Origin of the sequence: Caldivirga maquilingensis IC-167 (genome assembly GCF_000018305.1) — an archaeon.
Lineage (GTDB): Archaea > Thermoproteota > Thermoprotei > Thermoproteales > Thermocladiaceae > Caldivirga > Caldivirga maquilingensis.
The window spans coordinates 648,456-673,860 of sequence record NC_009954.1; the positions used below are offsets into that span (position 1 = coordinate 648,456).

The following is a 25,405-nucleotide window of genomic DNA, read 5'->3' on the forward strand; positions in this document are numbered from 1 at the left end:
ATGGAGGCACTCATTAAATTAAAGAGGCTAATGGGCACTGAGTTAGCGTGCCTAGAATTAAGAATACTGATTAAGTTAAGTGGATTAAATTCAGGTAATGTTGAATGTGGGGATGGTTGGGCTAAGGTAAACACCAGCAGTGGGCTTGAGCAATTGTTAGGAGTCATTAATAGAGCAGCCTTAGTTAAGGAAATGGTGGTTAACGGAGTTAAGTATAAGCCCACCTTAATTAAGACAATACTGGGTAGTGTTAGGAAGGATTCACCTCACTTGAATCCACTTCACGCATTACTCATGATTAACCTAACCGGTGTCATCGACGGCCCATTAATAGACCCGTTCGCTGGGGTAGGTACAATACCTAGGATAGCTGAGGAATTAGGAATACGTGCAATTGGGTGTGATGTTAAGAGTATGAGTGATCTAGTCTGCAACGCATTAATGATGCCTATTAGGCCTGGTTCAATTAAGGCAGTGGTAACAGATCCACCATTCAATAGGGTGTTTAGGACAGAGTCAAGGCTCAGTAACCTCTACATTAGGTTCCTTGAATCAGTCATTGAATTACTGGCTAAGGGTGGTAGTATTGTAATGACGCTTCCCTCATACTTACTGGACGTAGTTATTGATGAAGCCACTTCATTGAACTTAAACGCATACTGCATAGGTGTTGATCATGTTCATGGGGCATTATCAAGGTTCATCCTATGTTTAAGCAAGGATAATGGTTAAAGATTAATGAATCAGTAAAAGAATAAATTCAATCCTTTGCTTTATGTACTAAAGCCATCATTAGTGGTGGTTAAGTTTAATTTAGGTAATTCCCTTGTTTCCATGTTTAAGTGAACTATAAACCATTAACTTGCACCAAAGGGCTAATGCAAGAAGTTCCTCAACATAGCTCAACTCTTTAAGGCAAGGGGAGGTTATATTCGGGTTCGAGTTCAGTTACAGCTTATTAGTGTTACTCATAGTTTTTATTCCTCATTGAGGAATACTTGAGGGTAAATTAAGCAACCTCACATACTTATTTTAATTTCGTTTTACTTCATGCTCCTCAGGGATCCATCAGCCTTTAGTAAATAAACACTCCCTCATTGGGTCTAATAAAATTATTAGTATAGGGGTTGTAGAGTAAGCCGTTTTAAACAATGAGCCGAAACAGGAGAAAGGTGGTAAACATGCTGAAAAACGCAATAATTTTAAACTACTTGAGGTTTTAGGCAATGGTGGAGTTGATGATGAAGCTGAGCTAAAACGATGAGTGAGTGTTTATGAGCCTACTGATAAACTTGAAGATTATCTTTCAATTAATACATGATCCCTCTGGGAGAAAACCTTAAAATCACTTACCTAAAAAACCATGAAGCCCCGGTAGCTCAGCCTGGTTGGAGCGCCCAGGGGTCGCTTACCCCGCGTAAGCCTTGTAAGGATCCAGGCGAGCGGGAGGTCCCGGGTTCGAATCCCGGCCGGGGCTCCATTGAACTCTATTGCCATATTATTTAATTGCTAAGTGTGCATTAGGTTAGGAAGATTTTTAACCAATTGCCTTTTAATTTACTGTGGAGTCTATTGTTGGCTCTATTGTTGATAAGGCCTTGGAGACCGTACTTAAGAAAATTGAGGACGGTAAGAAACTGAGTATTGAGGATTTAGTTGTCTTAATGATTGGGATGTTTCGTGAAACCAATAGGAGGATTGATGAAACGAATAAGAGGCTAGACGCCATGGCTGATGCATTAAATAAGCGCATTGACTCACTTGACGTTAAAATAGATGCTAAAATTAACGATGTTTATAGGAGGATTGATGAGACTAATAAGAGGATTGACGAGATACTAAAGCTAATGGGGAATATGGAGGAACGTATCAATAAGCGTATGGATTTATTAAATACTAATATAGATGCTATTGATAAGTCATTAAATGCTAAGATTGATAGCGTTGATAAGTCGTTAAATGCTAAGATTGATGATGTCGGTAGGGCATTAAGCGTAAGAATTGATGCCATTAGTGGGAGGATTGATGATATCAGTAGGAGGATAGGGGATACTAATAGGAGGATTGATGAAGTTTTAAAGTTAATAGGAGGCATGGAGGAGCGCATTAATAAGCGTATAGATGAAACAAATAGGAGGATAGATGCATTAGTAGAAGCAGTAGCGAAAAGTAGCCATTAGGATGAAGAATAATCATGATCTTAAGGATATTCCGAAAAGGCCGGTAATTAATGATAAGGTATTACTACTTAGATTCCTAGGTTGCATAGCTAGGTGAGGTGTAACCCTTAATGCGCTGATTCCCGGTTACTATATTGAATACCGAGAAGTGAGTTAGGTGAGAATAGGGTATTAATTAGAATCCTTTGTGGACTTTATTAAATTACTTATGTACTCAGCATACTTGCCTGTTACATATGTTATTAAACCCATGTTAGCATTATTATTAGCAACCACCATGAGTAGTAAGTCACCGTAAATATACTCAATGTAAAGTACGTAGCCACTGTAGCTTACTATTGCGTATTCAACATCACCTAACTTAGTCTCACCGCTGATCTTCCGCATGTGATTAATGGTTAAGGCGCATAATGCTGATAATGAATTAATATCCAGGTTAATTACAGTCTTATATGCTATTGGTAAACCATTAATATCCGATACCACTACACTTACCACATCTCCCTCCATATCCCTCAAGTAAGACTCAAGTAAGTCATTAAGCCCATTAACTAGTCCCTTCCCCTGCTTCACTAAGGTACTACTGATACTGACTTTAATTACTTTTAGATAAATTTAACTTAAAGCATCATTTAAGACCTCGTCTAAATAACTGGCGCTAATTCCTGAATTCGCTATGTCTTATCTTAGTGCTTATTAGCATGCATGTCTTAGCGTTTAGTCATCTAAAGGGTGGGCTTTAAAGTAAGTGGTAATGCCGATAATTGATCCATAGTTTTGCTGCTTGGTGGTTACAATTAAGCTGACTGAGGTAGGTTGGATCAATGGGTTTAAGTCTAGTTACTTCTTATCGACACCTACCTATGCCTCTATTCTTGATTTCTAGTCCCCATGTTAATAATTCATTTACCGCTGAAAGAGTGTTTAGGTAATTTAAAAATGATGCAGCATAAATAAGTATTCATAAGCGTTCACAAGCATCGATGAATAATCATAATTGGCTTATATCATGCGTATGTGCGCCATTAATGCCACTATGAGGAATATTAAAGCTAGTGATGAACTTACACCTAGTATTAACTTATTGTTAATTACCAGAGATACTACCGCTGTAATTGAGGATACTCCTAGTATTATCCAGGAAAGCATCTCGATGCTTCTAATTCTTAAAGTACGCCTAACAGTTTTCCTCACCTGCCTAGTAACTAGAGGTTGCTGACTCCTACTCCTATCATCCTCCTCACTGATAAAGAAGGGTGGTTTAGTCTCCTGTACTGCATTTGGGAATATTACCTTTAAAACCTCAACTACGTCGCCTCTAAGTCCCTGGAATTCACCCCTCTTAATCATTAATGGATTCACGTTAAGGTTCCTTAAAATATCCTCAACAGCATTAATCACCTCCTCCTCACTGCAGCCTTGGTTAAGGAGATTGTAGACTATTGAGGATACTCTCCTAACTAGACTTAAGTCACTTATAACATCTCTGAACTTAGTGTACCATAGTCTAAAGTCCTCAGCCTCAAGCCTAATACTCACTGGATCACACCCACCCCTCTTATTGTTGGCCACAAGCATCAATAATGTTGATGTTTTTAAAGGTTATTATCAGTGCCCGTGCGCCGGTATTTGAAGACGTAGACCTCGGCCATAATGTAGTTGGCTATGAAACCGAATATAACACCTATTACGTATGCTACGTAACCATTTACGCCTAGGCCGTAGTGAAGCAGGTTCGTTACAGCATACGTCACCGCTGTTCCGGTTAAACTAGCCACATGATACTTACCTAACCCCACCCAGTAACCCACTGACCTGTCTTTAAACGTCCACACCTTATTTAGGGTGAAGTTATTAGCAATACCCGCCTCAATAGCTGGTATGAGGGATATGAAGTACGCTAACCCAAGTATCCTCCAGAATACGTGAAGCACCAGTTCTGAGACAACTAGGCCTATTGCGCCGACAATGGCGAATTTAATGGGCCTATAACCACTTAGGGAAAGCAGACTCAGTGATATTGAGGCAATCTGCTTAACGTAGTTTATTATTTGCCTAGTACCTAGCTTAGATGAGCCAGCCTCCCTGGTTCTAAAAACGTAGGGAACCTCCACTATCCTCCTAACCCTACAGAGGGCGAGTATGTCGAGGAGGATCTTGTAGTCACCATGGGGCTTATCTATGCATACGGCACTCCTCTTCACTGCGAAGAAGCCTGAGACAGGGTCCTTAACATCCCTGGCTGTGGGCACTAGTATGTGGGCTAGGGTAACTGCCCCACGGCTTATTATCCTCCTAAGGAGGGGCCAATCACCTGCTATGCCGCCACCATTAATGTACCTAGAAGCGACGGCTAAATCAGCGCCGTTTGAAACGGCCTCAATAAGCTTAGGCACTACTGATGGTGGGTGTTGTAAATCAGCATCCATTACAACAATAATACCCCCTCTACTGGCCTTTACACCATCAATCACTGCGCTTGATAATCCAAGTCTCCTACCCCTCTCAATAACCTTAAGATTAACCCCAAGCTTCTTAGCAGTCTCCTCAGCAACCTTAACGGTTCCATCAGTTGATCCATCATCAACAATTACCACCTCATAGTTAATGCCCTTAAGGTTACTGGCTAATTCCTCAATAAGCCTACCTACGTTACCAGCTTCATTAAGTGTTGGTACTATTATTGATGCATCAGGTGCATCACTCATCCTTAACTCCATTAGCAATAGGCAAGGGTACTTTAATAGTTTTTCCTCAAACCAATACTCATAAATAGTTTAAGATAAACTATATTGGTTTCCGAATAAGTAAGAGTTAAAAAGCCCACTTCCCATTACAACTGGGCCGGGCCTGGAGGGGCGCCACCCCTCCCCCTCTTAAAGGGGGCCGTAGGTGAACGGGGGCCGAAACTCCACCCCGCTACTGATTAGCCCAGTGTCGGGCCATGGGCACCGCTATGAAGGCCAGCCCCCTGAGACGCCCATCACCCACGCCTACAGCCGTAGGGCTGTGGGTAGTGGGGTTCCGGTGAACCGGGTTAGGCCCGGGAGGGAGCGGCCCTAAGCCGGGGTGGGCGTGTTCAGGGGTCCACTGGCCTGAGCATGGGCCTATGGCTACGGCTGAGACTAGTCGGTGGTGGGGTGGGGGTTGGGCCCATGTTAATCTTGATACCCCTGATTAGGTTCCTGTAAGGATGAAAGGTAATTATCATGGTGCCAACCCCTTTAAACAGAGTTCCCTTTAATGATGAGGTAAGGTTTACGGTTTTAATTGAGATTAAGGTACTGAACCATAGGTTTTTAAAGCGTGGTGCACCTTAACGCTGGTCTAATGATTAATACTAAGGTGAGTAAGTACTTACCGTACGTTGGTTGGAGGCCTCTTCAAGCTAAGATTGCGGACTTCATATACAGTAACCTAGGGGAGGGTAAGGGTATTGTGGTTGAGGCACCCACTGGTGTGGGTAAGACTGCAGCAGCCCTGGCTGCTGCCTTAGCCTACAGTGAGGGTGAGCCTATTAAGATTATTTACATGATTAGGACTAATAATCAGGCTGCTGCACCCATGAGGGAGTTGAGTAGGATGCTTAAGATTAGGGGAGTCTTCATACCTTATGTCCTAATTAGGAATAGGGCCAGAATGTGTTGTATTTCATCAACATCCAGGTTACCCTACAGGGACTTCCTAATGGAGTGTAATTACTTGAAGAGGACGGGGGAATGTAACTACTACGTTAAGTTGAAGAGCAATGGGGTAGATAGTAGCTTATTCATGGATACTGTGGCTGGCTTAGAGTCACCGGGTGAGTACGTTAAGTCAGTGTGCAAGTTAGGTGTGTGCCCTTATGATGCATCAAGGATGCTTATAGATGAGTCAAGGGTTATAATACTATCCTACTACTACTTATTCTCCCTAAACGCTCCCGAGGTGGTTGACGTTGACTTAAAGTCATCAATACTTATAATTGATGAGGCACATAACCTCCCCTACGCCATACTTGACTTAAACACCCAGTACTTGACTGAGGCCATGGTTAAGGTGGCCTTATCTGATGTTAAGAGATTTGTGAATGATGTTAACGTTAAGGCAGGTGCATTAAGGGCCTTGGCATCGATTAGAGCCCTCTTCAGGGACTTATTCAACGACGTGAGTGAGCAGGGTGAACGTAGGGTTGATTCAAGTAAGATCCTGGAGTACTTCAATGATATTGAATACTTGACTGAAGCCTCCAGTGAGGTTTTAGCCAGTAAGAGGAGTAGGGGTATTCTTCTTGCCGGTACCCCATTGAGTGATATTATTGATTTCTATAGGTCAGTAATTAAGATGCCTAAGGATAAGGCGCTCTTCCTATCCATGGGTAATGATGGTAAGGCTATTGTAAGTAGGTTAATGGATCCATCAGCGGCGGCTTCAGGGGTAATGAATAATGCCTACAGTTTCATAGTTATGAGCGGTACGATGCCGCCTACAAGGCTCTTCACAAGTCTACTTGGGGTTAAGGTTAAGGTTAGTGAGTTGAGGATTGGGTTAACTGAGTACGTTAAGTCCTCTAATGTTAAGGCTGTTGTTTACGGTGAAGTTACCACGAAGTATACTGAGAGGAGTGAGGAGCAGTACAGTAGGATTGCTCAAGCACTGATAAGCATATATGATGCGGTAAAGCATGGTGTATTAGCCGTCTTCCCATCGTACGATACCCTTAAGGCTACTAGGAAGTATATTAGGCATGGAGTTGACTTAATTGTTGAGATAGGTACAACAACCATAGAGGATGTTCTAGAGTCAATTAAAGTTAATCCACATAAATTAATACTGGCTGTGGCTGGAGGTAAGTTAGTTGAGGGCATTGAGTTCAGGTTCAATGATGTTAATTACATAGATGCCGTGGCTATAGTTGGTGTACCTTACCCTGAGCCGAACGACTTCATGAATGGGCTAGTGGATGTGGTTAAGTCAAGGGCTAATTACGATGACGCATGGCACGCCGTCTACACATGGAACGCCTTAGTTAAGGTTAAGCAAGCCATAGGCAGGGGGCTTAGGTCAGATAAGGATAGGGTCTTCATAATATTAATGGATTATAGGTTCAGGGATAATCCAGTAATTTGGAGGGAGATGACGAATTACCTACCTAACATTGAGGTTGCCTCAAATGAGGACGAGTTAATAAGCATGCTTAGGGAGTTCACCTCAATAAACACTAATCAGTGAGGTAATTATTCAATACGCTAATCCTACTCAAGCAAGCAGAGGAGCTTAACCTAACGCCAAGGCACTCATCCTTAGACTCAACAAGCAGTACATCCCTCTTATTCTCAATAAGGAACCTAACCATGGCGCTGGCGAGCTTAAACCTAGAATTAAGCCTCATAATCCTCTTCAATAACCTAACACTTGATAATAAGATGGGTGTACTTAACCCCCTCCCACCCCTGGATAACACCACTATAGGCCTATTAAAGGAGTTTAAAGCCCAGAGTGCCTCGGCGTAGGTTTCTGAACTTAAGTAGGGTTGACTACCCCTAATCAGCACCAGGGGTGGTTGCACATTAGTTTCAATACATGAGTCTAGTAACCCCCTGGATGATTTATACGTATAATCAATATACATTGCTAAGGTAACCGATCCAGTGACCTTAACATTCCTTAATGGGCCGCAGAACACTACGTTACTTAAACCAGCCTCACTGAGGCTGTGCTCCATGTACTCAATTACCCTACTTAATAATCCAGTATCCTTAAATGGCGGTATAACCACTATGGCGGTAGCCATGTTAATGCCCACTCAGCCTCTCAAGTACTGCTACTATACTTGAGTAAAGAACCTCCCACTGGTTAATGGGTGTTACGTTAACACTGCTTAAGTCTGAGCCTGGTTCAGTAACGTAGATTCTCACGTTATGCTGCTTCAATATGCGGTAGGATGGGTAGCATACTGAGCCGTGAGCGGCGATAACCACGTCCGCCCCAAGCTCAACACACCTATTAGCCACTGTGGGTCTTTTGCTTGTACTAAGTAATGCTGGATTATCCTCAACGTGTATTATCTTCCTATTAGTATCCATTAATATGAGTTTAGTAGCCTTTGAGAATACCTCAACCCTGTAGTCATCATTAACCGTGGTGCACACTATCATTAGGGGGTAATTGGGCTTGGATTTATAAACACTGCATTAGTTTATTTAAAGCTAAGAGTATTAATGAGCAGTAGGATTGTTAGGTTTAGGGGTGTTGACATTAGGATTGAGGTCATTGAATTACTTAAGTTAATAAAGAAGTATGGTTCATTAAGCAAGGCAGCTAAACTACTCAACATACCCTACTCCACAGCCTTTAGACTAATTAAGGAGGCTGAGGTCGCGTTATCAGAGGCTTTAGTGGAGGGTATTAGGGGTGGTTCAGGCGGTGGTTATAGTAGATTAACAAAGCTTGGTGAGGAACTCCTGCTGACTTTCAGTGAAGGTGACTTAAGGGGCAGGTTAATAGTAGCCAGTAGTCATGATGAACTCCTCTCCTACATTCTAGATAATCACGCCTCAGTGACTTGGGTTGGGTCAATGAATGGTTTATCAATGCTGCTTATGAATAAGGCCCAGGTAGCTGGGGTGCACTTATCTTCAATATACGGTAGCAACCTAAGCTTACTTAAGGCACTTGGGGTACTAGATGAGTTAACCCTGGTAAGGGGTTATGGTAGGGTTATTGGAATAGGGTACAGGGAGGGGTTGGGTTCAATGAGCCTTAAGGACCTCATTGATGGGGTTAGGAAGGGTAGGTTAATAATGGTTAAGAGGAATCCTGGTTCAGGAACGAGGCTACTTAGTGAATTATGGTTAAGGAGAATGAGCATCAGTAACCCGCAATCACTTAGTAGGGTTGCCTGGACTCATGATGATGTGGCTAAGGCTATAATAAGAGGTGAAGCTGATTACGGCTTCATAACGCAGTATCATGCTGAAAAATGGGGTTTAGGTTTCATTAAGATTACGCAGGAGGACTATGATATAGTTGTGAGGAGGGATTCAATCGATGAGGCTCAGCAGCTTCTAGAGGCCTTAAGGGGGTTAAGGGGCCTTAACATTAAGGGTTATTTAATAGGTAGTGATATTGGGCAAATTATAGAATTAAACCATTGATAAATTTACATATTAACTTGATTAATAATAGGGATTAAGTTTAAAAATAACGCCACTCAGTAAACACGTGAAGGCTTCAGAATTAATAACTAGGAAAAGTCCAATAGTCATTAAGGTTGGTTCCCCAGTAATGGAGGCTATTAAACTCATGGCAGATAATAACGTAGGACTGGTGGTTATTGTTGATTCCCCTGAGAATAAAAAGGTCCTGGGAGTCATAAGTGAGAGGGATGTGATCAGGGCATTGGCTAAGGGTATTGATATTAGTAAGGCCACTGTGGAGCAAGTGGGGACAATGGGTAATATAGTCTCAGTTAAGTACTATGATTACATCACCACTGTTGCAAGGTTAATGAATGAGAGGCAGGTTAGGCACGTGGTGGTTATTGATGATGATAATAGGGTTGTGAGTGTAATATCAATTAGGGATCTTTTAAAGGAGAAGGAGGTTATTGATTCATTAGCCAGACTCCGTCCCCATCCACCTGTTAGAGAGTAGGCGGTGTTAGGTTTATTCACTAAAGGCAGCAATGCCATTGATGCTTAAACTCATACTTGTTGACGCAGCCCTAGAGCCAATACCCCCTGAATTAAGGAACGATAAGGGGATTGTCAAGACGGCTAGAAGGCTTGGCAGGGACCCAATCTACATGCCCCTTGATAAGGCCCTTCACTTCAAGGCCATGAGTAAGCTTAAGGGTAAGGAGAGTAGGGGTAGACCAGATATTGTTCACAAGTTTCTCCTGGATTCATTAAATAGTTTACTTGCTAAAAGAGGTATGTTAACAGTTTACATTCACACCGTGACTGGTAGAGTCATTGAGGTTGCCCCAGGTGAGAGGCCACCTCAGAATTACTTTAATTTCCTTGGATTAATGGAGCAGTTATTTAAGCATGGTTCAGTACCCCCCAGTGGTAAGTGGTTGCTTAGGTTCATGGATGTCTCAATCAGTGAACTGGTTGAGTCAATGAATGAATCCCTCATTATACTTCTTGAGAGGGATGGTGAACCCATTAAGGTTACTGAATTAGCTAGGTTAATAATTAAGAATGGTGGAGCAGTGGTTATGATTGGTGGAATGCCTAAGGGTTCAAGTGAAGTGGCTAGGGCCTTAGCCAGGAGGGTTTTTAGCTTAGCTAATGGTGAATCCTTAACAACAAGCCATGTTGTAAACTCCCTAATAATTTCCATTGAATCTGAATTAGGCTTAATTTAACGTCCATCACTTAATGCGATCCTCCTAAGCATATAGGGTAGTATTCCCCCATGCTTATAGTACTCAACCTCAACTTCATTATCCAACCTGGCAATGGCCTCAACCTCCTTAACCTCACCATTAGGTTTCGTAACCCTGATCTTAAGTCTCTTCCTTGGTTCAAGACCCTCCTCAATACCAATTACATCAACTACCTCATTACCCGTTAACCCAAGGCTCCTCCAACTTACCCCCTCAGGTAATTGTATGGGTAACACACCCATATCCACTAGGTTGCTCCTATGAATCCTCTCAAAGCTCTCAGCAATAACAGCCTTAACACCTAGGAGTAGTGTTGCCTTAGCCGCCCAATCCCTACTACTGCCTGAACCATACTGCTTACCGGCAAATATCACTAAGGGTACACCCTCACTTTGGTATTGGACTGCAGCCTCGTAGACGGTCATGACTTTACCGTCAGGCCAATGAATAGTGTATCCACCATCCTTATTCACCATGAAGTTCTTAAGCTTAATATTACTGAACCCACCCCTAACCATAACTTCATGATTACCCCTCCTAGCCCCATACGTGTTGAATTCCTCAGGCTTCACGCCCCTCTCTATTAGGTACTTGGCCGCTGGGCTATCTAACGGTATTGAACCGGCTGGTGAAATATGGTCAGTGGTTATCTTATCCCCAAGCAACAGCAGTATCCTAGCACCCTTAATGTCCTTAAGCGGCGGTGGTTCTGGGGTAATGTTATCGAAGAAGGGTGGTCTCCTTATGTATGTTGACGAGGGGTCCCATTGGTAAAGTAAACCACTGGGGGCCTTTAAGCCCTCCCATAATTCATCACCCTTATATACATCAGCGTACTTCCTCTTAAATAATTCAGGAACCACGGTGCTTCTTATTATTGAATTAACTTCACTAATACTTGGCCAAATATCCCTCAGGTAAACAGGCTTACCATTTGGGTCGTAGCCCAGTGGTTCATTATCGAAATCCACATCAATCCTACCCGCCAATGCGTACGCAACCACAAGCATTGGTGAGGCTAAGTAAGCTGCCTTAACCAATGGGTGTATTCTACCTTCATAATTCCTATTACCGCTCAGCACAGCCACAGTGTATACATCATTCTCCCTAATCGCCTTAGCCACGGGTTCAGGTAGGGGACCTGTATTACCTATGCATACTGTGCACCCATACCCGGTTACGTGGAAGCCTAAGGCCTCCAGGTAGGGCATTAACCCGGCTGCGGTTAAGTAATCAGTCACAACCCTTGAACCTGGGGCTAGGCTTGTCTTAACCCATGGCTTAGTCCTCAGTCCCTTCTCCACAGCCTTCTTAGCCATTAAGCCAGCGCCAATTAGTACCGTTGGATTACTGGTGTTTGTGCAGCTTGTTATTGCAGCAATGGCAACAGCCCCATCCGTTAAGTTGGCTTTCAAATCCCCTAAATCCACGATGCTACTCCTCTTACCACCCCTACTGTTGGCGTATTCATTAATCAGCTTAGATACAGTTGCCTTAGCTGCCTTGAGGGGTATCTTCTCATCAGGATTCCTTGGACCAGCTATCACCGGCTCCACTTCACTTAAATCAAACTGATAGCTCTCGCTGAAGACTGGTTCATAATCATCAGTGTAGAATAAGCCAACATGCTTAAGGTAATCCTCAACAAGCTTAACGTGAGCCTCATCCCTACCAGTTAACCTTAAGTAGCTTAACGTTAATTCATCCACCGGGAACAAGCCTGTTGTTGCACCGTATTCAGGAGCCATATTGGATACTGTAACTCTATCCCAGGCGGGGAGAGCCTTAATACCTGGGCCATAGTACTCAACTATCTTACCAACCACATTCCTCTTCCTTAGGAATTCAGTAATATTAAGAACTATATCAGTTGCAGTAACCCCCTCCCTTGGTTCACCCACCAGTTTAACCCCAACAACCTGTGGTATCGTTATGTAGTGTGGTTGACCAAGCATAACCGCCTCAGCCTCAATACCACCCACACCCCAACCCAATACACCGATGCCGCTAACCATGGTTGTGTGACTATCCGTGCCTAGCACAGTATCTGGGTAAGCTGAGGCATTGTTTTGATTAACGAAAACCACCTTGGCTAAGTACTCTATGTTAACCTGGTGTATTATACCTTTACCAGGGGGTACTACCTTGAAGTTACTGAATGTTGATTGAGCCCACTTAAGGAAAACGTACCTCTCCCTATTCCTCTCAAACTCAAGCTCCATGTTTAACCTTAATGCATCCGACACACCGAAGTAATCCACTTGAACAGAGTGGTCAATAACCAGGTCCACTGGGACAAGGGGATTGATTACCTTGGGATCCTTACCTAACTTAGCCACTGCATCCCTCATGGCTGCTAAGTCGGCTACAAGTGGGACACCGGTGAAGTCCTGTAGTATCAACCTAGCGGGTATGAAGGGTATTTCCTTAGGGTACTGAGCCTTTGGATCCCACTTAAGTAAGGATTCAATATCCTCCAGCTTAACAACCCTACCATCATAATTCCTAACCACACTCTCTAGGAGTATTCTAATGCTTATAGGTAATTTAGAGACCTTGAACCCGATTTCCTCAAACCTACCTATGTTCCAAATACTTAACTTACCCACTGGTGAACTCCACTGCTCCTTAATGATCCCAAGGTCCTTAACGCTAATGCTCATAGGGCCTCAACCTTAGGGTACTTAAAAAATTACCGATCCTAAGATTAATTCAACGGTAAGCTAGTTTAAAATTATACAGGAAGCTTAACAGTTGATTTAGTGACCTTACTCATTGCTTTCAAGTCCCCAGTATCTTAGGTAATACATATGATTAACCCAGGGTAGTCGGCGTAATGCGCGTCCACTCCACACAGAAGGTAAGGCACATGGATAGTGGGGCGGTCTCGGCATTAGCCACCACGTATATTCTATCATTAATCTCCCTAATTACGCTCAATACATCATTTAACCCACTTAGGATTACTTTAGTGTTTATGCTTGCGTTACTTAATATAATGAGCTTAACGAGAGTTCACTTAAGGTTAATATCGAGGCCAAGGTTCATTGACTACGTATTACTTATGATTAATATACTACCTTACTCTTACTTACTCTATACTGGGTATGATTTAATGTGGATTATACCCTCATTAATATTCCTCTTAATCTTCATTATTGAGGCCATTAGAGGAAAGGGTAGGAGCACGGTGGCTAACATAACTGGTACAGTTCTAATGGCTTCAGTTTACTTACCTTGGTACATAATGATGGGTGGCTTAATTCACCCTACAATCCTCTACATTAGTACTGTTTGGTTAGCCTACCATGCCTTCTCATCAACCTACGTTGAGGGTAAGTTACCGTTTAGGTCAATTAAACCCTGGGTCTCCTCAGTGGTTTGGTCAGCATCACTAGTACCGGTGACTTACCTAGTGGTGAATTACCTTAACCTCAATATTTACTACTTCATACCACTTATTGAACCCACCATAAGGGCTATTCACGCATTATGGGAAAGTAAGCTTAATACTAGTGAGGTTAGGTTAAGGATCAGGAGGATAGGCTGGGGTAGTCTTATTGAGTCAATAATTCTAATGCTACTCCTTCTCCTAATCCCCCTGCTCACTAGGTAGCTTCACCATTGCATCCTTTAATACTACGTTACGAGTTTAGTTGCTCTTAAGATTGGTTAACGTTTAAAATCCAATGTTAATTAAGCTTAAGCATGGATATAGGCATAATTAGGCCGTATGAGGTTGAGTTTAATCAACCTGACATTGAGGACCTTGAACAGGCCATTAGGGAGCTTGGTCATAGGGTTAAGAGGGTTTACGTTAATATGGCCAGTGTTAGGTTAAGTAAAGGTAGTGTGAGTGTTTACCAGGCTATTGGGAGGGGTGTTAGGGAGCCTGTCTTAATTGATGGTGGTGTGCTTAGGCATCTTGGGTTAATTAGGGACTTTGAGCAGTTGCTTCACAGGGTTTGGGTTGTGAGGGCTATTGAAATCATGGGTGTTTACGTGGTTAATAGCGCTATGAATTGGCTAGTGGCCAGTGATAAGTTAGCCGCATTAATGATATTGGCTAAGAATGGCCTACCAGTACCTGAAACTGAGTCAAGTGAGAACATGTTTATGGCATACGACGCAGTGAAGAGGTTTAATGAGGCTGTTGTTAAGGAGTTAAGGGGTTCAATGGGTTATGGGGTGTTTAAGGTTAATGACCCTGATGTGGCAATGAACATATTCAGCCACCTACTTAACTTCAGTAAGCCAATGTATGTTCAAAAATTCCTGGAGAAGAAGGGGAATGGGGACTACAGGGTGGTTGTTGTGGGTGGTCAGGTAATTGGGTCAATATTCAGGAGGGGTATTGGTTGGAAGAGTAATGTTGCCCAAGGCGCGAAGCCTGAGGCCGTTAAGCCAAGTGCTGAATTATCTGAATTAGCCTTGAAAACCTGTGAGGTTTTAGGCCTTGGTTACGCTGGAGTTGATATTGCTGAAACTAATGATGGATACTTCATACTTGAGGTTAACCCATCAATGTCATGGCAGGGCTTTAAGGAGGCCACAGGCATAAATCCGGCGAGGCATATAATTAATCACGTTATTAATAATATTAAGAGGTGAATCATGTTTTAAGAAACTTCACCATCCTGTTCCTAGGGTTAATTCAACTAAGTCATAATCCCAATGAATTCTAAGCATGCTCCATAATGCTAAAGGTGAGATTGAGGGGAAGATTATATGAAAAAGAAAAAAAGAATTTACTTACTATTTTAATTAAGGATCGGGTGATTACTTCTTCTGCTGCTGTCCACCCTCCTTCTTCTCCTCTGTAGTCTTCTTCTTCTTCGCCACCTAAACCACCGGCTATACCTAATCTAGTGCCCTGAGATTTAAAAGTAACCTTTGCTTTTCTTGGTGAAATTAATGTAGCTGAAAACTCTTTTAACCATTAATTTCCTCATTAATTTATTTACCGCGAATGGTTAATTAATGGTGAGTAGTAATGTGGGTTTAAGGTGATTTCTCCATAGGGTTATCAGCAGTAATGACGTGAAAAAGGCTCTAAACCTAAATACAGTCCCCCTACAATTTTACTAAAGTAAAGTTAACATCAGTACAATGGCTCATGAGAATTTAAAAAGCGTATCCTTAATTCAGCATCAATGGGAATAGTGATTAAACTAACGGGTAGAGTATTCAACAGTGAGGAGTTAATCAACAAGTATGCTGACATAATAGCAGAGGAGGCCAATAGGGGTATTGTGGTAGTGGCTGGGGGTGGGGATACGGCTAGGAGGTATATTGAAATAGTTAGGAAGCTAACTGGGCGTGAGGCTGCAGCTGACATGCTTGGAATATGGGCAAGTAGGTTAAACGCAATGCTAATGATGTATACCCTCCTAGCTAAGGGCGTTAACGTATACTTAAGCATACCTGAAACCCTCCAGGAGCTTGGTGAAGCATACTCTTCATCCAAGGTTATTGTAATGGGTGGGCTACAGCCTGGTCAATCAACAACAATGGTGTCTGTACTGGCTGCCGAGTACTTAGGAATAGGCACAGTGGTGAACTGCTCCAACATTGATGCGCTCTACACTGATGATCCATCTAAAAACCCTAACGCAGTAAGGATTGAGAAGGCTAGGTTAAGTGAGGTGGAGGGCATATTGAGTAGGGAGGGTGTTAGGTCATTTGCAGGAACCTATGAACTCATAGATGAGTGGGCGCTGCAGATAATGAGAAGGAGCGGTATATCAATGATTATATTGGATGGTAAGGATCCAGGGAAGTTAATTAAGTACTTAAAATACGGTACCATTGACGGGACATTAATAACACCTTGAATTATGCTTAAAAAACCATCTGGGAAAGGTATTTTAAGCCTCAGCTACTGAAAAGGTGGAGGTGGTTAAGCCTGTCATATGAGGAGGACTTAAGTGAATTCGAGATTGAACAAAAGAAGAAAAACATAGGTAATGACCCTAAGCAGAAGTGGGTAAATAGGATAATAGCCTCCATACAGCGTTACTATAAGAAATGCCCGCATTACGACTTCAAAACAGGTACTTGCCTAATAATGGATAGTGATAATCCCAAGTGCCCAAGGGACGGTAGGTATGAGGGTTGCCCAATACTAGAGGAGTTCCTAGGTAAAAAATACGACTACTATAAGGCTAAAGGTATTAATCCACCATATGATTTCAGGGATTTAGCATTAGCATAGTGACTGAAGCTATATAGGAGGTTCACTTACATGCATCATTCAATGAAACAGTTTTCAGTGAAATCATGAGAAGTAGTAATTAATTAAATTAAAATTCTAAGGAAATTAATACAGGTTAAAACAATGAGTAAGGGAAGGATATTTTTTAACTCAACTAGATTTCCCGAGTCCTCAAGGTAAATAACCTATAATTATTATACGTGCTTAATCCTTAAACGCATTCTTTTTAGATTCACCAAGTGTATTCATGCTTAAAGATAAAGCCTTAAGTACCACTCATATTTAGCTAAATGCTCTGAATTAAAATAAGGTAGATTGCTCATTGCCTCCTGTCCAGTATTAACTCCATGCTCCTGCTTAAGTGGCTAATGAGCGCCCTAGCCTTATTTACGCTCTCATCAACTTCTCTCGCCATGGGCCTAACCTCCTCATTCCAAACCTTAAATACCTTAGGAGGTATACTTCTAGCTAGGTAAGCAGCCCTAATTACTGCGTTAGCCTCAAGCGGCCTAATTTCCCACGGTAACCTAACCTCCTCAGTCTCCTTAACTTGAATGTACCTGGCTTTACCATTCTCTAAGGCTTGCAGATGGTGGGAGAGGAGATGCAGCATTGTACCTAAATCAGCCTTATAATTAACCAGTATTGTTGAATCACCGGCAATGTAAATACCAAGTATGCTTGAGCAGGGACCTGAGTCGAATCTACCGCATTCGTTAATATTATTAATGGTAACGATTAACCTAGGCTTCTCAACATTAAGAGCCTCCGTGATTAACTCAATGATACCCTCCATACTGCTTTCCAAGTCGCCTAGGCTTCTTAGAACACTACTCCTAATCATAGAATCAACTTGGTGAATTAACCCCCTGTAGTCTAACCCCATTAATACAATTATCCGTCCCCTTTTATTAAACCTTAACTCATATTAGTATCAATAATAGGTTAAGTATTGAAGTCTAGGCAATGATTCTAATTCAGTTTATGAGAGGCTAATCTTTTAAGCTCATTTAAGGAAACCTAATTGTTGAAGAAGTGATGTGGCGGTCGGTTACTGAGACTTGATGATAATCGCATGGACTGATTAGGATACTGGTCTATATTACTACCCTATTAGTTTTAGTTAAGCAACGGTATTCTTCACATTTCATTCCCTATTCCTTCCTAATTAAACTTCATCCTTCACTGCAGGAGGTTTCACATTTATTGAATTTACTTAAATTACCCGTAAGAGGATGCTCATTGCATTAATAACATTTTCATCAATTGAGAATACACAGACTAGAAAATTCTCTTACTGTACCCTCATCTCCTTGGGGGTACTTCCTCTACGGTTAAGTATACGTGATTAATGAGGGTTTCATGATGCGCCTAGGGTTTATTTAAATTCTCAAACTCACCTAGGTTCACGTCAGCAACCTTAATTATTTGCCTAGGCTTACATCTGCTGGCCAAATACCTAAGTGTCTTCAAGGCCCCATCCCCAGAGGACACTTCATATAACTCAATTCTAACATCCATATTATTAGCCACAACCTCATTAGCGTTAAGCAGATACTTAGTGTAGTCGACTTGAGGGCACAGTATGGCTATTTGAAAAACCCTACCAGGCCCCTTCCTGGCATTAATAACAGCGGTGTTCAAGACCTTCTTAACCGCCTCCTCACCATTCCTGCATACATCTATGATTACGTAGTCGGTTATGCAGCCTTCATGAGACTGCTGCATGATTAACCTTAATAGGCATTAGTTTTAAGTATTATTATCCAGTGCACTTGATAATAATGCGCCTGTAACATCATCAATCGTCTTATACACCTTACCACCGAGGCAATAAAGCGACTGCGCCACTAGCTTATCAGCGTGATTAAGCACCTTTATTATGTTATCCGCCTCAGGATACTTATCAAGCATTGATGATGCAATTCTCCCACATTCCCTCAACTTAACCCTAACCCCATCAATTGCCTGAGCCTCAGGGGTGGAGGCGACTATCCAACCAACATCACCCCTGTAGGATGAGCATAAGTCACTTATCTTAGTCTCAAGAAGGGTCTCAACTATCTTAACCTTACTTAACCTCTCCTGGGTTCCTTGAACCAGGTAGGCATTCAACTGCATGGATAAAGCCATAACCACTGCAGCTATTGATGCTACCTTTGGTTCATTACTGAAACTAAGCCTAATACCATTAGTTAAGTTAACTAACTCATCAAGACACCCCATTAGCATTATTGCCGGTGAATCCTTCCTAAGCCTTAGGGTTCTTCCAAAAACCGGTATAGTACTGTATCCGCTATCACCAGGGCACGCTACATCACCATTAACCTCCCGGCAATCCGTAAACAGCGGCAACCGTGCCGCAGGCTTAGGATCGCAGTGCTCCCCCTTATTCATCTCAGGCACTTAATTTAAGTTAGCTCAGGCTTTAATAAGCTATTCTTTAAAAACAATTACATACCCATAACTTAAAGTTTAACCCAACTCCCTTTCCTTAGGTGATTCACCATGATTCCCCCAAGGTAGTCATGGGCCTCAGGGAGAGAAACTAAGAATAATTAAAGGCTTCATTAACCGTGCCTAAAGTCTCGTTATTCATGGTTGCGATTAATGAGGGTATTACCTAAGTGAACTAGTAAACGCATCGTAGGCTAATAAGGAATAATCCAATATGGAAACCTACCCCTTTAAGGCAAGGGAAGACAGTTACTAATTGAGGATCTTACTCTTAGCAAGGAAAATAACGCTTCTCATCGCCTTAACTGGGTCTTCCCTTAAAGGTGAAGCCTCGGTTATGTTATAAAGATTTATTAACTTAATATTGAGGTCTTAAAGTTAACTTATGTCTGAATGGGTTAAAAGCCTGGAGGACTTCATTAGGAGTGGTGTTAAGGCTAACCATAGGAGGATGGTGGTTCTAGTTGGGTCAAGTGATGATGCAGTGGCTGAATCAGCAGTGGAGGTTGTTAAACTATTCCTGGACATAACGGGAATGGGTAATGGAATTTACCTGTATCAACCTGAGTACGGTGATGCCAGAAATAGGTTAAGGGTTTTCACGGATAGTATGGGTAACATTAGGTTTAAGCCAATACCCTTCAAGGACACTAAACTACTCCTAGGCCAAACACTGGACTACGCTGTTGTTGATCTCTTCAATGACCTTAAGCCAAACGACATAGGTAGAGTTGGTAGTGTTGTGAGGGGTGGGGGTATTTACGTGCTCTTAATGCCCCCAGTGGATAAGTGGCTTAATTCAATAACTAAGTTTCAGCTTAAACTAATAACACCCCCTCATAAGCCGGAGGAGATTAGACAGTACCTTAAGTCTAGGTTCTGGAGAAGCCTAATTAATGGTGAAGGCGTTTCAATTTACGATACGGATGAATCCAGGTTCATTAAACCCCCTCAACCAATTAATGTACAGGAAGTAAGCCAGACCCAGTTAAGCATACCCAGTGTTAAGGGTAAGGCCATTGAAGTGTATAAGTTGGCTAAAACCCAGGATCAAGTTAACGTAATATCAATGCTTGAGGGTATGGTGAATGAGAAAGGTAAGGTTAATGCAGTCATAATAGCGGATAGGGGTAGGGGTAAGTCTGCGGCCGTGGGGCTTGCTGTATCATTAATTGGACATAGGCTAAGGAGGAGGCGTGGGGTTGCTAGGATAGTGGTCACGGCTGAAAGCCCTGACAACGCCGAGACGTTAATGGAGTTCGCCAAGAGGGGGTTTGAGGAATTAGGTTACGATGTTGAGGTTTCCAGGACTGGGAGTAATATTGTGGGTTTATCGACAAGGGGTATTTACGTGGATTACTATAAGCCTTACCCACTCATGTCGCTGCAGAGACCAATTGACCTAGTGGTGGTTGATGAAGCAGCAATGATGCCGTTACCCATACTCTACGGCATACATAATAGGTTCACTAGGGTAATTTACTCAACCACAATACACGGCTACGAGGGTGCTGGCAGAGGCTTCAGTGTTAGGTTCCTTAAGTACCTAAGGGGTAGAAGGGGTATTAGGGTTCTTGAGTATGAGATGACTGAGCCAATAAGGTACGCTAGGGATGACCCCATTGAGAGATGGCTGTTTAAGACATTCCTACTTGACGCTGAGCCGGCGCACATTGATGAAGATGACTTGAAGCTGGTTAATGAAGGTAAAGTTAAGTATATTGCCCCAAGTATTGAGGAATTCTTCTTTAAGGACGAGGAGGCGTTAAGGCAATTCTTCGGAATATACGTGCAGGCCCATTATAGGAATGAGCCCGACGACCTAGGTATGATGATGGATGCCCCCCACCACATTGTCAGGGCGTTAACGCTGGAGAACGGTAAGATTGTGGTTTCAATGGAGTTAGCCGAGGAGGGTGGCTTAGATGATGAGACTATTAATAATATGGTCCTAGGCTTTAAACCACCAGGCAACATAATACCTGATAGAATGGTTAAGTACTGGAAAATACCTGAATTCGCTAAGCTAAGGGGGTGGAGGATAGTTAGGATAGCCACCCACCCTGAGCTTCAGGACAAGGGGCTTGGCTCCACTGCATTAAGTATGCTTGAGAATGAGGCTAAGGTAAGGGGACTGGATTGGGTTGGCGTTGGCTTTGGGGTTAATGCCCAATTACTCAGGTTCTGGGTTAAGAACGGCTACTTACCAATACACATAAGCCCTGAGAGGAACCCGGTAAGTGGGGAGTATAGTGTACTTATGATTAAGCCAATAAGTGATACCGCTAGGGAAGCTGTTTACTACGCTAATAGGGAGTTTAGGATTAGGTTACTAAGTAGCCTAAGTGGGCCATATGTTGGGCTTGAACCCGACGTAGCCTTAATGCTACTAACCAGCAGTGAACCAGTGGCCCAGTCCCTTGAATTAAACCTAACCAGTGGCCAACTTAATAGGCTTATAGCCTACGCCTGGGGCCCCATGACCTATGAGAACACTGTTGATGCATTAATTGAGTTGTTTAAGGCATACTTCATGAGAATCACAAGAGCAGGCTTCAGGATACCTGAAATCATGGAGAAGGGAATTATAGCTAAGGTTTTTCAGTCAAAAACCTGGAGCGCAGCGGCTAGGGAACTTGGGGTTAAGCCAACAGTCCTCATGCTTGGCTTAAGGGCAGTATCAAGGGTATTGTTGGTTTACTTCTACGGTAACGGCTTCAACATACCCATTTACATGATTCAACCCTCCAAGAGGCAGAAGCAGGCTTACTGAGATTCACTTAAGGATTCATTAATACTTAAGCAAACCCGTGATTAATATTGAAAAGCAGTTAAGTACATTTAAATTAAAGAGGCTAAGGCACCTAGCGGCGGGTTGAGTTAAGTGGAAAGTGTTATGGGTATTATATAAGCCTTAACGGGTTTATTACCCATAAGTTCAAGCACAGTAACCCACTCAACATCCTTAATATCCGGTGGTATTGATTTAAGGATCCTTAAGTAGGCTTCCTTAGCTTCACGTACAATGTTGAGTAATTCCTTGGAATCCAACCCAACGTTAACCATTGATTCAACATCAATGGCATTAATCAACTCACCCTTAGGTGCAGTCTTCTTCAAAATCGACTCCACCTCAGTAAGTTCCTTAATCATGTTCTCAACAAACCTACTGAACTCCCCAATGCTCCTAAATACAATGTAATCAGTACTCACTGGCGTGGAAAATATAGTCTAGTATTTAAAAATCAGTCTTCGCAGTATCCTTAACAAGATTATAACCTCACTGAAAGGGTTGGGTTTTGAGAAGGTGATGTTTTCTCTGTGAATAGGGTTGGTGTAGTTGCTTAGCCTGCTCCTTAATTGAAGGAGTGGGATGAGGTTATGTGAATCAGTCTAAAAACCAGTCGAGAAGTCGGGTTAACAAGGAAAACCCCACCCTTAAGGAGTGAGGCGGCGGCTCACAGGAGTATGCATGAGAAGGTTACTGTTCCTCAACCTGTTTCACATGGCTTACCGCGGTTTCACATGGTGAAACCAAGGTTCTGAAACATGTCCCTTTAAAACACGCCACTGCTTACTTAGCTTATGAAGCCAATAAGCCTAATACTACTGGCTCTAGCCGTGGGAGTGGCAACAGCCTTAGTTGCATCACCGGTGCACTTGACGGTTAACCCAGCTACTGCAACAAACTCCACGGTAACTAACTCAAGTACTACTGAAACACCCTTATTAACCGCAACAAACGCTACAAACACCACAACCAGTATACCTGTACTAGGTAACTCATCAATGGCCCAGAACGCTACCTGTACCGCGGCTATGGTTCACATTGAGCTTAGCCTATTCTTCTACCAGAAGGTTAAGGCTCTGGCTAACGCCACCGGTGAATTAAAACTGGTTAACTATACTTTGAATGAGGCATATAATTTAACTAAGGAGGCTAATGAAACCTTGAGTAAGGGATTATGCTTCACGGCATTGAAGGAGGCCATAGAGGCCATTCACCTGGAGCAGAGGGCTTGGAGTGAATCCATTAGGACTTTCAGCATGGAGAGGCACATTAATTTAACTGAATTTGTTAAGGCTGAGGCTGAGTTAAGGATGCTTAATAGGACACTTACCGTGGCGTATAGGATAGCCAACGAGACCGGTAACTCCACCTTATTGAATGAGATAAAGAGTCTAATTAATCAAACTAAGTTAGCTAATAAACTACTTAGGGAGGGTAATTACACCGGTGCATTGAAAACACTTAGCGGTATTAAGCAGAGTATTGCGCAATTAACCAGGCAGGTTCATGAGGAGGCTAAGAAGTGGGTTGAGGAGTATAAGGCTCTTCACGGTCACGGTAAGGGTAATGGGCATGGTAAGCCAAGTGGAGGCGAAGGTAAGGGTAATGGTAGCGGCAACAGTAACCATGGCCATGGTAAAGGCCACTCCTAAGTTAAACTTCAATATAATTTAATTTCTTAAAACCTTAATTCTTCAATACTCCCTATAAACTATGAATTTAGCCAGTTCCTCCAGCTTCATTGTATGTTCATTCCTAGGCACCTTACTTAGTTCACTAATGGCCTTACTCATGTATTCATTAGCCATCCTAATAGCCTCCTCCCTAGCCTTAGTTGCTGAAATAACCTCCACAGCCTCCTTAACATCGTCTTGAGTCGGCCTCTGCTTGGAAAGCACATTAAGTAGCTTATTAGCCTCCTTACTCTCAAGGAGTGAAAGCAGTATAACTAGGTTACCGACCTTATGTTCCTTAAGGTCCTTACCAATCTCCTTACCGAACTTCCTTAAGTCACCGAATATGTCTAGTACATCGTCTATTATTTGGAAGGCCACACCCACGTTATACCCGAAATTACTCAGCGCCTCCAATTGCTCGTTACCGCATTTCGCCGAGTAGCCGCCGAGCCACATTGATGTTTTAAATAATGCAGCAGTCTTAAGTGAAATCATTCTTATGTAAAGGTCCCTTAAGGCTGGGGTTATTTCCCTAACAAGTCTATTCTCAATAAAGTAAGGATCCCTTCTACCCGAGTACTCCATCAGTATGTCAAGTCTCTCACCCTCATCAATGGCCTTTATAGTCTCAGCAACAACCCTAGCTACCTCACTGGGATTCCTTGTATCCAGTACCGCCTCCTCAATAGCCTCCCTATACCATATCCCCACCAGTATTGCCGCGTAGTCACCGTACTTCCTCCTCACTGTTGGCATATTCCTCCTTAAGTCCGCCTCATCAATTATGTCATCGTATATGAGGGAGTAATTATGTATTAACTCAACTATGGCGGCGTAGGGTAAGGCTGATTCAAGGGAACCACCACAGGCTAAGGCTGATTCAATAACCATTAGTGGCCTAATCCTCTTACCACCCGTAGCCACTTGGTAAAGTACAGTCTCCCTGAATGATGGATCAACACCTATGGTTAAGTACCTCTCAATAGCCTTATTAACCAATTCCCCATACTTCTCATGTAGTTCACTTAAAACATCAACCATAGTCACGGAATTAGTTAACGTTTAAAAGTATTAGCCGCCTCGAAGCAGGGTTGCTATAAGCTCATTATCAATATCCCTAGGCGACTTAGCTAAAACAACTCCACTAACCCTCCTAGCCTCCTTCAATAGTTCTAAGCCATCTAAATCAGCGTTAACGGTGTTTAGTAGTATGGCTACGTTAAATGATGATGACCTAATGGGAAGCATAGCCCCATCGGAGCACACTGCATCAACATTAGGTAAGCCAGCTGGGTACCTTAGTAAACTACATGCAATATCAATGCAGGTATACTGCTCCACAATACCTGACAGTAAGCCGGCACCAACACCTAAGCCGCAACCAATGTCAATAATCCTCATGCCCCTTAACCTAACCCCCTCAATTAACGTTAAGTAACCCATAATACTCTCCTCCAGGTAAAGTTCAAGGTAACCTAACCCCATCCTCTCATATAGTTCCCTAACCTTAGCCTTATTATCAAGGGAACTCATATACTCACTAGTGTTTTGCAGGCTTGCTTTCTTATTTTTACAGAAGGGTATTTATTTAGGTAGGATAATTATCCTACCTATGTGCAGATCAGTTTCAGCCAACTCTCTATCAGAAGCCATATTAATGGGAGTGGTTAAGAGGTTCATTATGCAGACGGCAGGTAATATACTTAACATTAT

General features: G+C 42.6%; 24 protein-coding genes, 1 tRNA gene and 1 other RNA gene. 14 read left to right on the plus strand and 12 right to left on the minus strand.

The features are described 5' to 3' along the window. The 3 genes from CMAQ_RS03125 to CMAQ_RS03135 all read left to right on the plus strand — a co-directional run bounded on the left by CMAQ_RS03125 (position 1) and on the right by CMAQ_RS03135 (position 2,180). Positions 1–732: a TRM11 family SAM-dependent methyltransferase gene (locus tag CMAQ_RS03125; protein WP_048062642.1), complete on the plus strand. Its 732-nt coding sequence runs from the start codon at positions 1–3 to the stop codon at positions 730–732. A gap of 636 nt (positions 733–1,368) precedes the next feature. Continuing rightward, positions 1,369–1,480 (plus strand) — tRNA-Thr (locus tag CMAQ_RS03130). A gap of 82 nt (positions 1,481–1,562) precedes the next feature. Continuing rightward, positions 1,563–2,180 carry a coiled-coil domain-containing protein gene (locus CMAQ_RS03135; RefSeq protein ID WP_012185677.1) on the plus strand — a complete coding sequence of 206 codons (618 nt, stop codon included), beginning with the start codon at positions 1,563–1,565 and terminating at the stop codon, positions 2,178–2,180. 171 nt (positions 2,181–2,351) lie between these two features. Here CMAQ_RS03135 and CMAQ_RS03140 read toward each other — a convergent pair whose 3' ends face one another. The 3 genes from CMAQ_RS03140 to CMAQ_RS03150 all read right to left on the minus strand — a co-directional run bounded on the left by CMAQ_RS03140 (position 2,352) and on the right by CMAQ_RS03150 (position 4,900). Next, a complete protein-coding gene (locus tag CMAQ_RS03140) occupies positions 2,352–2,753 on the minus strand; it encodes a roadblock/LC7 domain-containing protein (protein ID WP_012185678.1) in 402 nt (133 codons plus the stop codon). A 429-nt stretch (positions 2,754–3,182) separates the two neighbouring features. Further along, the gene (locus CMAQ_RS03145; protein ID WP_048062643.1) at positions 3,183–3,752 is read right to left on the minus strand and encodes a hypothetical protein; all 570 of its coding nucleotides are present in this window, start codon (positions 3,750–3,752) and stop codon (positions 3,183–3,185) included. Between the two features lie 23 nt (positions 3,753–3,775). Next, positions 3,776–4,900: a glycosyltransferase family 2 protein gene (locus CMAQ_RS03150; RefSeq protein WP_232203799.1), complete on the minus strand. Its 1,125-nt coding sequence runs from the start codon at positions 4,898–4,900 to the stop codon at positions 3,776–3,778. Between the two features lie 117 nt (positions 4,901–5,017). Between CMAQ_RS03150 and ffs the strand changes: the two genes are divergently transcribed. After that, positions 5,018–5,339, plus strand: an RNA gene (gene ffs, locus CMAQ_RS10540) — signal recognition particle sRNA. A 171-nt stretch (positions 5,340–5,510) separates the two neighbouring features. Next, positions 5,511–7,391: an ATP-dependent DNA helicase gene (locus CMAQ_RS03155; protein WP_048062897.1), complete on the plus strand. Its 1,881-nt coding sequence runs from the start codon at positions 5,511–5,513 to the stop codon at positions 7,389–7,391. On the opposite strand, the gene CMAQ_RS03160 is transcribed toward CMAQ_RS03155, so the two are convergent. Both CMAQ_RS03160 and CMAQ_RS03165 read right to left on the minus strand, forming a co-directional pair. Beyond that, positions 7,381–7,953, minus strand: a complete 573-nt coding sequence (locus CMAQ_RS03160; protein WP_048062644.1) for a hypothetical protein — start codon at positions 7,951–7,953, stop codon at positions 7,381–7,383. The genes CMAQ_RS03155 and CMAQ_RS03160 overlap by 11 nt on opposite strands. A 1-nt stretch (position 7,954) precedes the next feature. Next, on the minus strand, positions 7,955–8,317 hold the full coding sequence (locus CMAQ_RS03165) for a NifB/NifX family molybdenum-iron cluster-binding protein (protein ID WP_012185683.1): 363 nt from the start codon (positions 8,315–8,317) through the stop codon (positions 7,955–7,957). 63 nt (positions 8,318–8,380) lie between these two features. Between CMAQ_RS03165 and CMAQ_RS03170 the strand changes: the two genes are divergently transcribed. The 3 genes from CMAQ_RS03170 to CMAQ_RS03180 all read left to right on the plus strand — a co-directional run bounded on the left by CMAQ_RS03170 (position 8,381) and on the right by CMAQ_RS03180 (position 10,533). Further along, positions 8,381–9,316: a substrate-binding domain-containing protein gene (locus CMAQ_RS03170; protein WP_012185684.1), complete on the plus strand. Its 936-nt coding sequence runs from the start codon at positions 8,381–8,383 to the stop codon at positions 9,314–9,316. A 67-nt stretch (positions 9,317–9,383) separates the two neighbouring features. After that, on the plus strand, positions 9,384–9,815 hold the full coding sequence (locus CMAQ_RS03175) for a CBS domain-containing protein (RefSeq protein WP_012185685.1): 432 nt from the start codon (positions 9,384–9,386) through the stop codon (positions 9,813–9,815). Positions 9,816–9,855: 40 nt separating this feature from the next. Further along, entirely contained in the window at positions 9,856–10,533 is a 678-nt protein-coding gene (locus tag CMAQ_RS03180; RefSeq protein ID WP_048062645.1) for a hypothetical protein, read from the plus strand. On the opposite strand, the gene acnA is transcribed toward CMAQ_RS03180, so the two are convergent. After that, positions 10,530–13,217, minus strand: a complete 2,688-nt coding sequence (gene acnA / locus CMAQ_RS03185; RefSeq protein WP_012185687.1) for an aconitate hydratase AcnA — start codon at positions 13,215–13,217, stop codon at positions 10,530–10,532. The two genes, CMAQ_RS03180 and acnA, sit on opposite strands and share 4 nt — an antisense overlap. A gap of 206 nt (positions 13,218–13,423) precedes the next feature. Here acnA and CMAQ_RS03190 point away from each other — a divergent pair, with 206 nt between their 5' ends. The 4 genes from CMAQ_RS03190 (at position 13,424) to CMAQ_RS10820 (ending at position 16,768) form a co-directional block, all read left to right on the plus strand. Beyond that, complete coding sequence (locus CMAQ_RS03190) at positions 13,424–14,170, plus strand: hypothetical protein (RefSeq protein WP_156769822.1); 747 nt, start codon at positions 13,424–13,426, stop codon at positions 14,168–14,170. Between the two features lie 92 nt (positions 14,171–14,262). Beyond that, positions 14,263–15,165 carry an ATP-grasp domain-containing protein gene (locus CMAQ_RS03195; protein ID WP_012185689.1) on the plus strand — a complete coding sequence of 301 codons (903 nt, stop codon included), beginning with the start codon at positions 14,263–14,265 and terminating at the stop codon, positions 15,163–15,165. Between the two features lie 542 nt (positions 15,166–15,707). Further along, positions 15,708–16,388, plus strand: a complete 681-nt coding sequence (gene pyrH, locus CMAQ_RS03200) for a UMP kinase (protein ID WP_012185690.1) — start codon at positions 15,708–15,710, stop codon at positions 16,386–16,388. Positions 16,389–16,621: 233 nt separating this feature from the next. After that, positions 16,622–16,768 (plus strand): hypothetical protein, encoded by a 147-nt coding sequence (locus tag CMAQ_RS10820; RefSeq protein WP_232203800.1) that lies wholly within the window; start codon positions 16,622–16,624, stop codon positions 16,766–16,768. 319 nt (positions 16,769–17,087) lie between these two features. Here the strand turns inward: CMAQ_RS10820 and CMAQ_RS03210 are convergent, their stop codons facing one another. The 3 genes from CMAQ_RS03210 to CMAQ_RS03220 all read right to left on the minus strand — a co-directional run bounded on the left by CMAQ_RS03210 (position 17,088) and on the right by CMAQ_RS03220 (position 19,165). After that, positions 17,088–17,654 (minus strand): hypothetical protein, encoded by a 567-nt coding sequence (locus CMAQ_RS03210; RefSeq protein ID WP_012185691.1) that lies wholly within the window; start codon positions 17,652–17,654, stop codon positions 17,088–17,090. Positions 17,655–18,139: 485 nt separating this feature from the next. After that, positions 18,140–18,496 (minus strand): hypothetical protein, encoded by a 357-nt coding sequence (locus tag CMAQ_RS03215; protein ID WP_012185692.1) that lies wholly within the window; start codon positions 18,494–18,496, stop codon positions 18,140–18,142. Between the two features lie 24 nt (positions 18,497–18,520). Further along, on the minus strand, positions 18,521–19,165 hold the full coding sequence (locus CMAQ_RS03220) for a hypothetical protein (protein WP_012185693.1): 645 nt from the start codon (positions 19,163–19,165) through the stop codon (positions 18,521–18,523). A 445-nt stretch (positions 19,166–19,610) separates the two neighbouring features. Between CMAQ_RS03220 and CMAQ_RS03225 the strand changes: the two genes are divergently transcribed. Beyond that, entirely contained in the window at positions 19,611–21,998 is a 2,388-nt protein-coding gene (locus CMAQ_RS03225; protein ID WP_012185694.1) for a tRNA(Met) cytidine acetyltransferase TmcA, read from the plus strand. 107 nt (positions 21,999–22,105) lie between these two features. On the opposite strand, the gene CMAQ_RS03230 is transcribed toward CMAQ_RS03225, so the two are convergent. Next, positions 22,106–22,438, minus strand: a complete 333-nt coding sequence (locus tag CMAQ_RS03230; protein WP_012185695.1) for a hypothetical protein — start codon at positions 22,436–22,438, stop codon at positions 22,106–22,108. Between the two features lie 372 nt (positions 22,439–22,810). Here CMAQ_RS03230 and CMAQ_RS03235 point away from each other — a divergent pair, with 372 nt between their 5' ends. Beyond that, complete coding sequence (locus tag CMAQ_RS03235; RefSeq protein ID WP_012185696.1) at positions 22,811–23,668, plus strand: hypothetical protein; 858 nt, start codon at positions 22,811–22,813, stop codon at positions 23,666–23,668. A 42-nt stretch (positions 23,669–23,710) separates the two neighbouring features. Here the strand turns inward: CMAQ_RS03235 and CMAQ_RS03240 are convergent, their stop codons facing one another. Then, positions 23,711–24,733 carry a polyprenyl synthetase family protein gene (locus CMAQ_RS03240; protein ID WP_012185697.1) on the minus strand — a complete coding sequence of 341 codons (1,023 nt, stop codon included), beginning with the start codon at positions 24,731–24,733 and terminating at the stop codon, positions 23,711–23,713. A 30-nt stretch (positions 24,734–24,763) separates the two neighbouring features. Beyond that, entirely contained in the window at positions 24,764–25,225 is a 462-nt protein-coding gene (locus CMAQ_RS03245; RefSeq protein ID WP_012185698.1) for a class I SAM-dependent methyltransferase, read from the minus strand. Positions 25,226–25,405 lie beyond the last annotated feature (180 nt).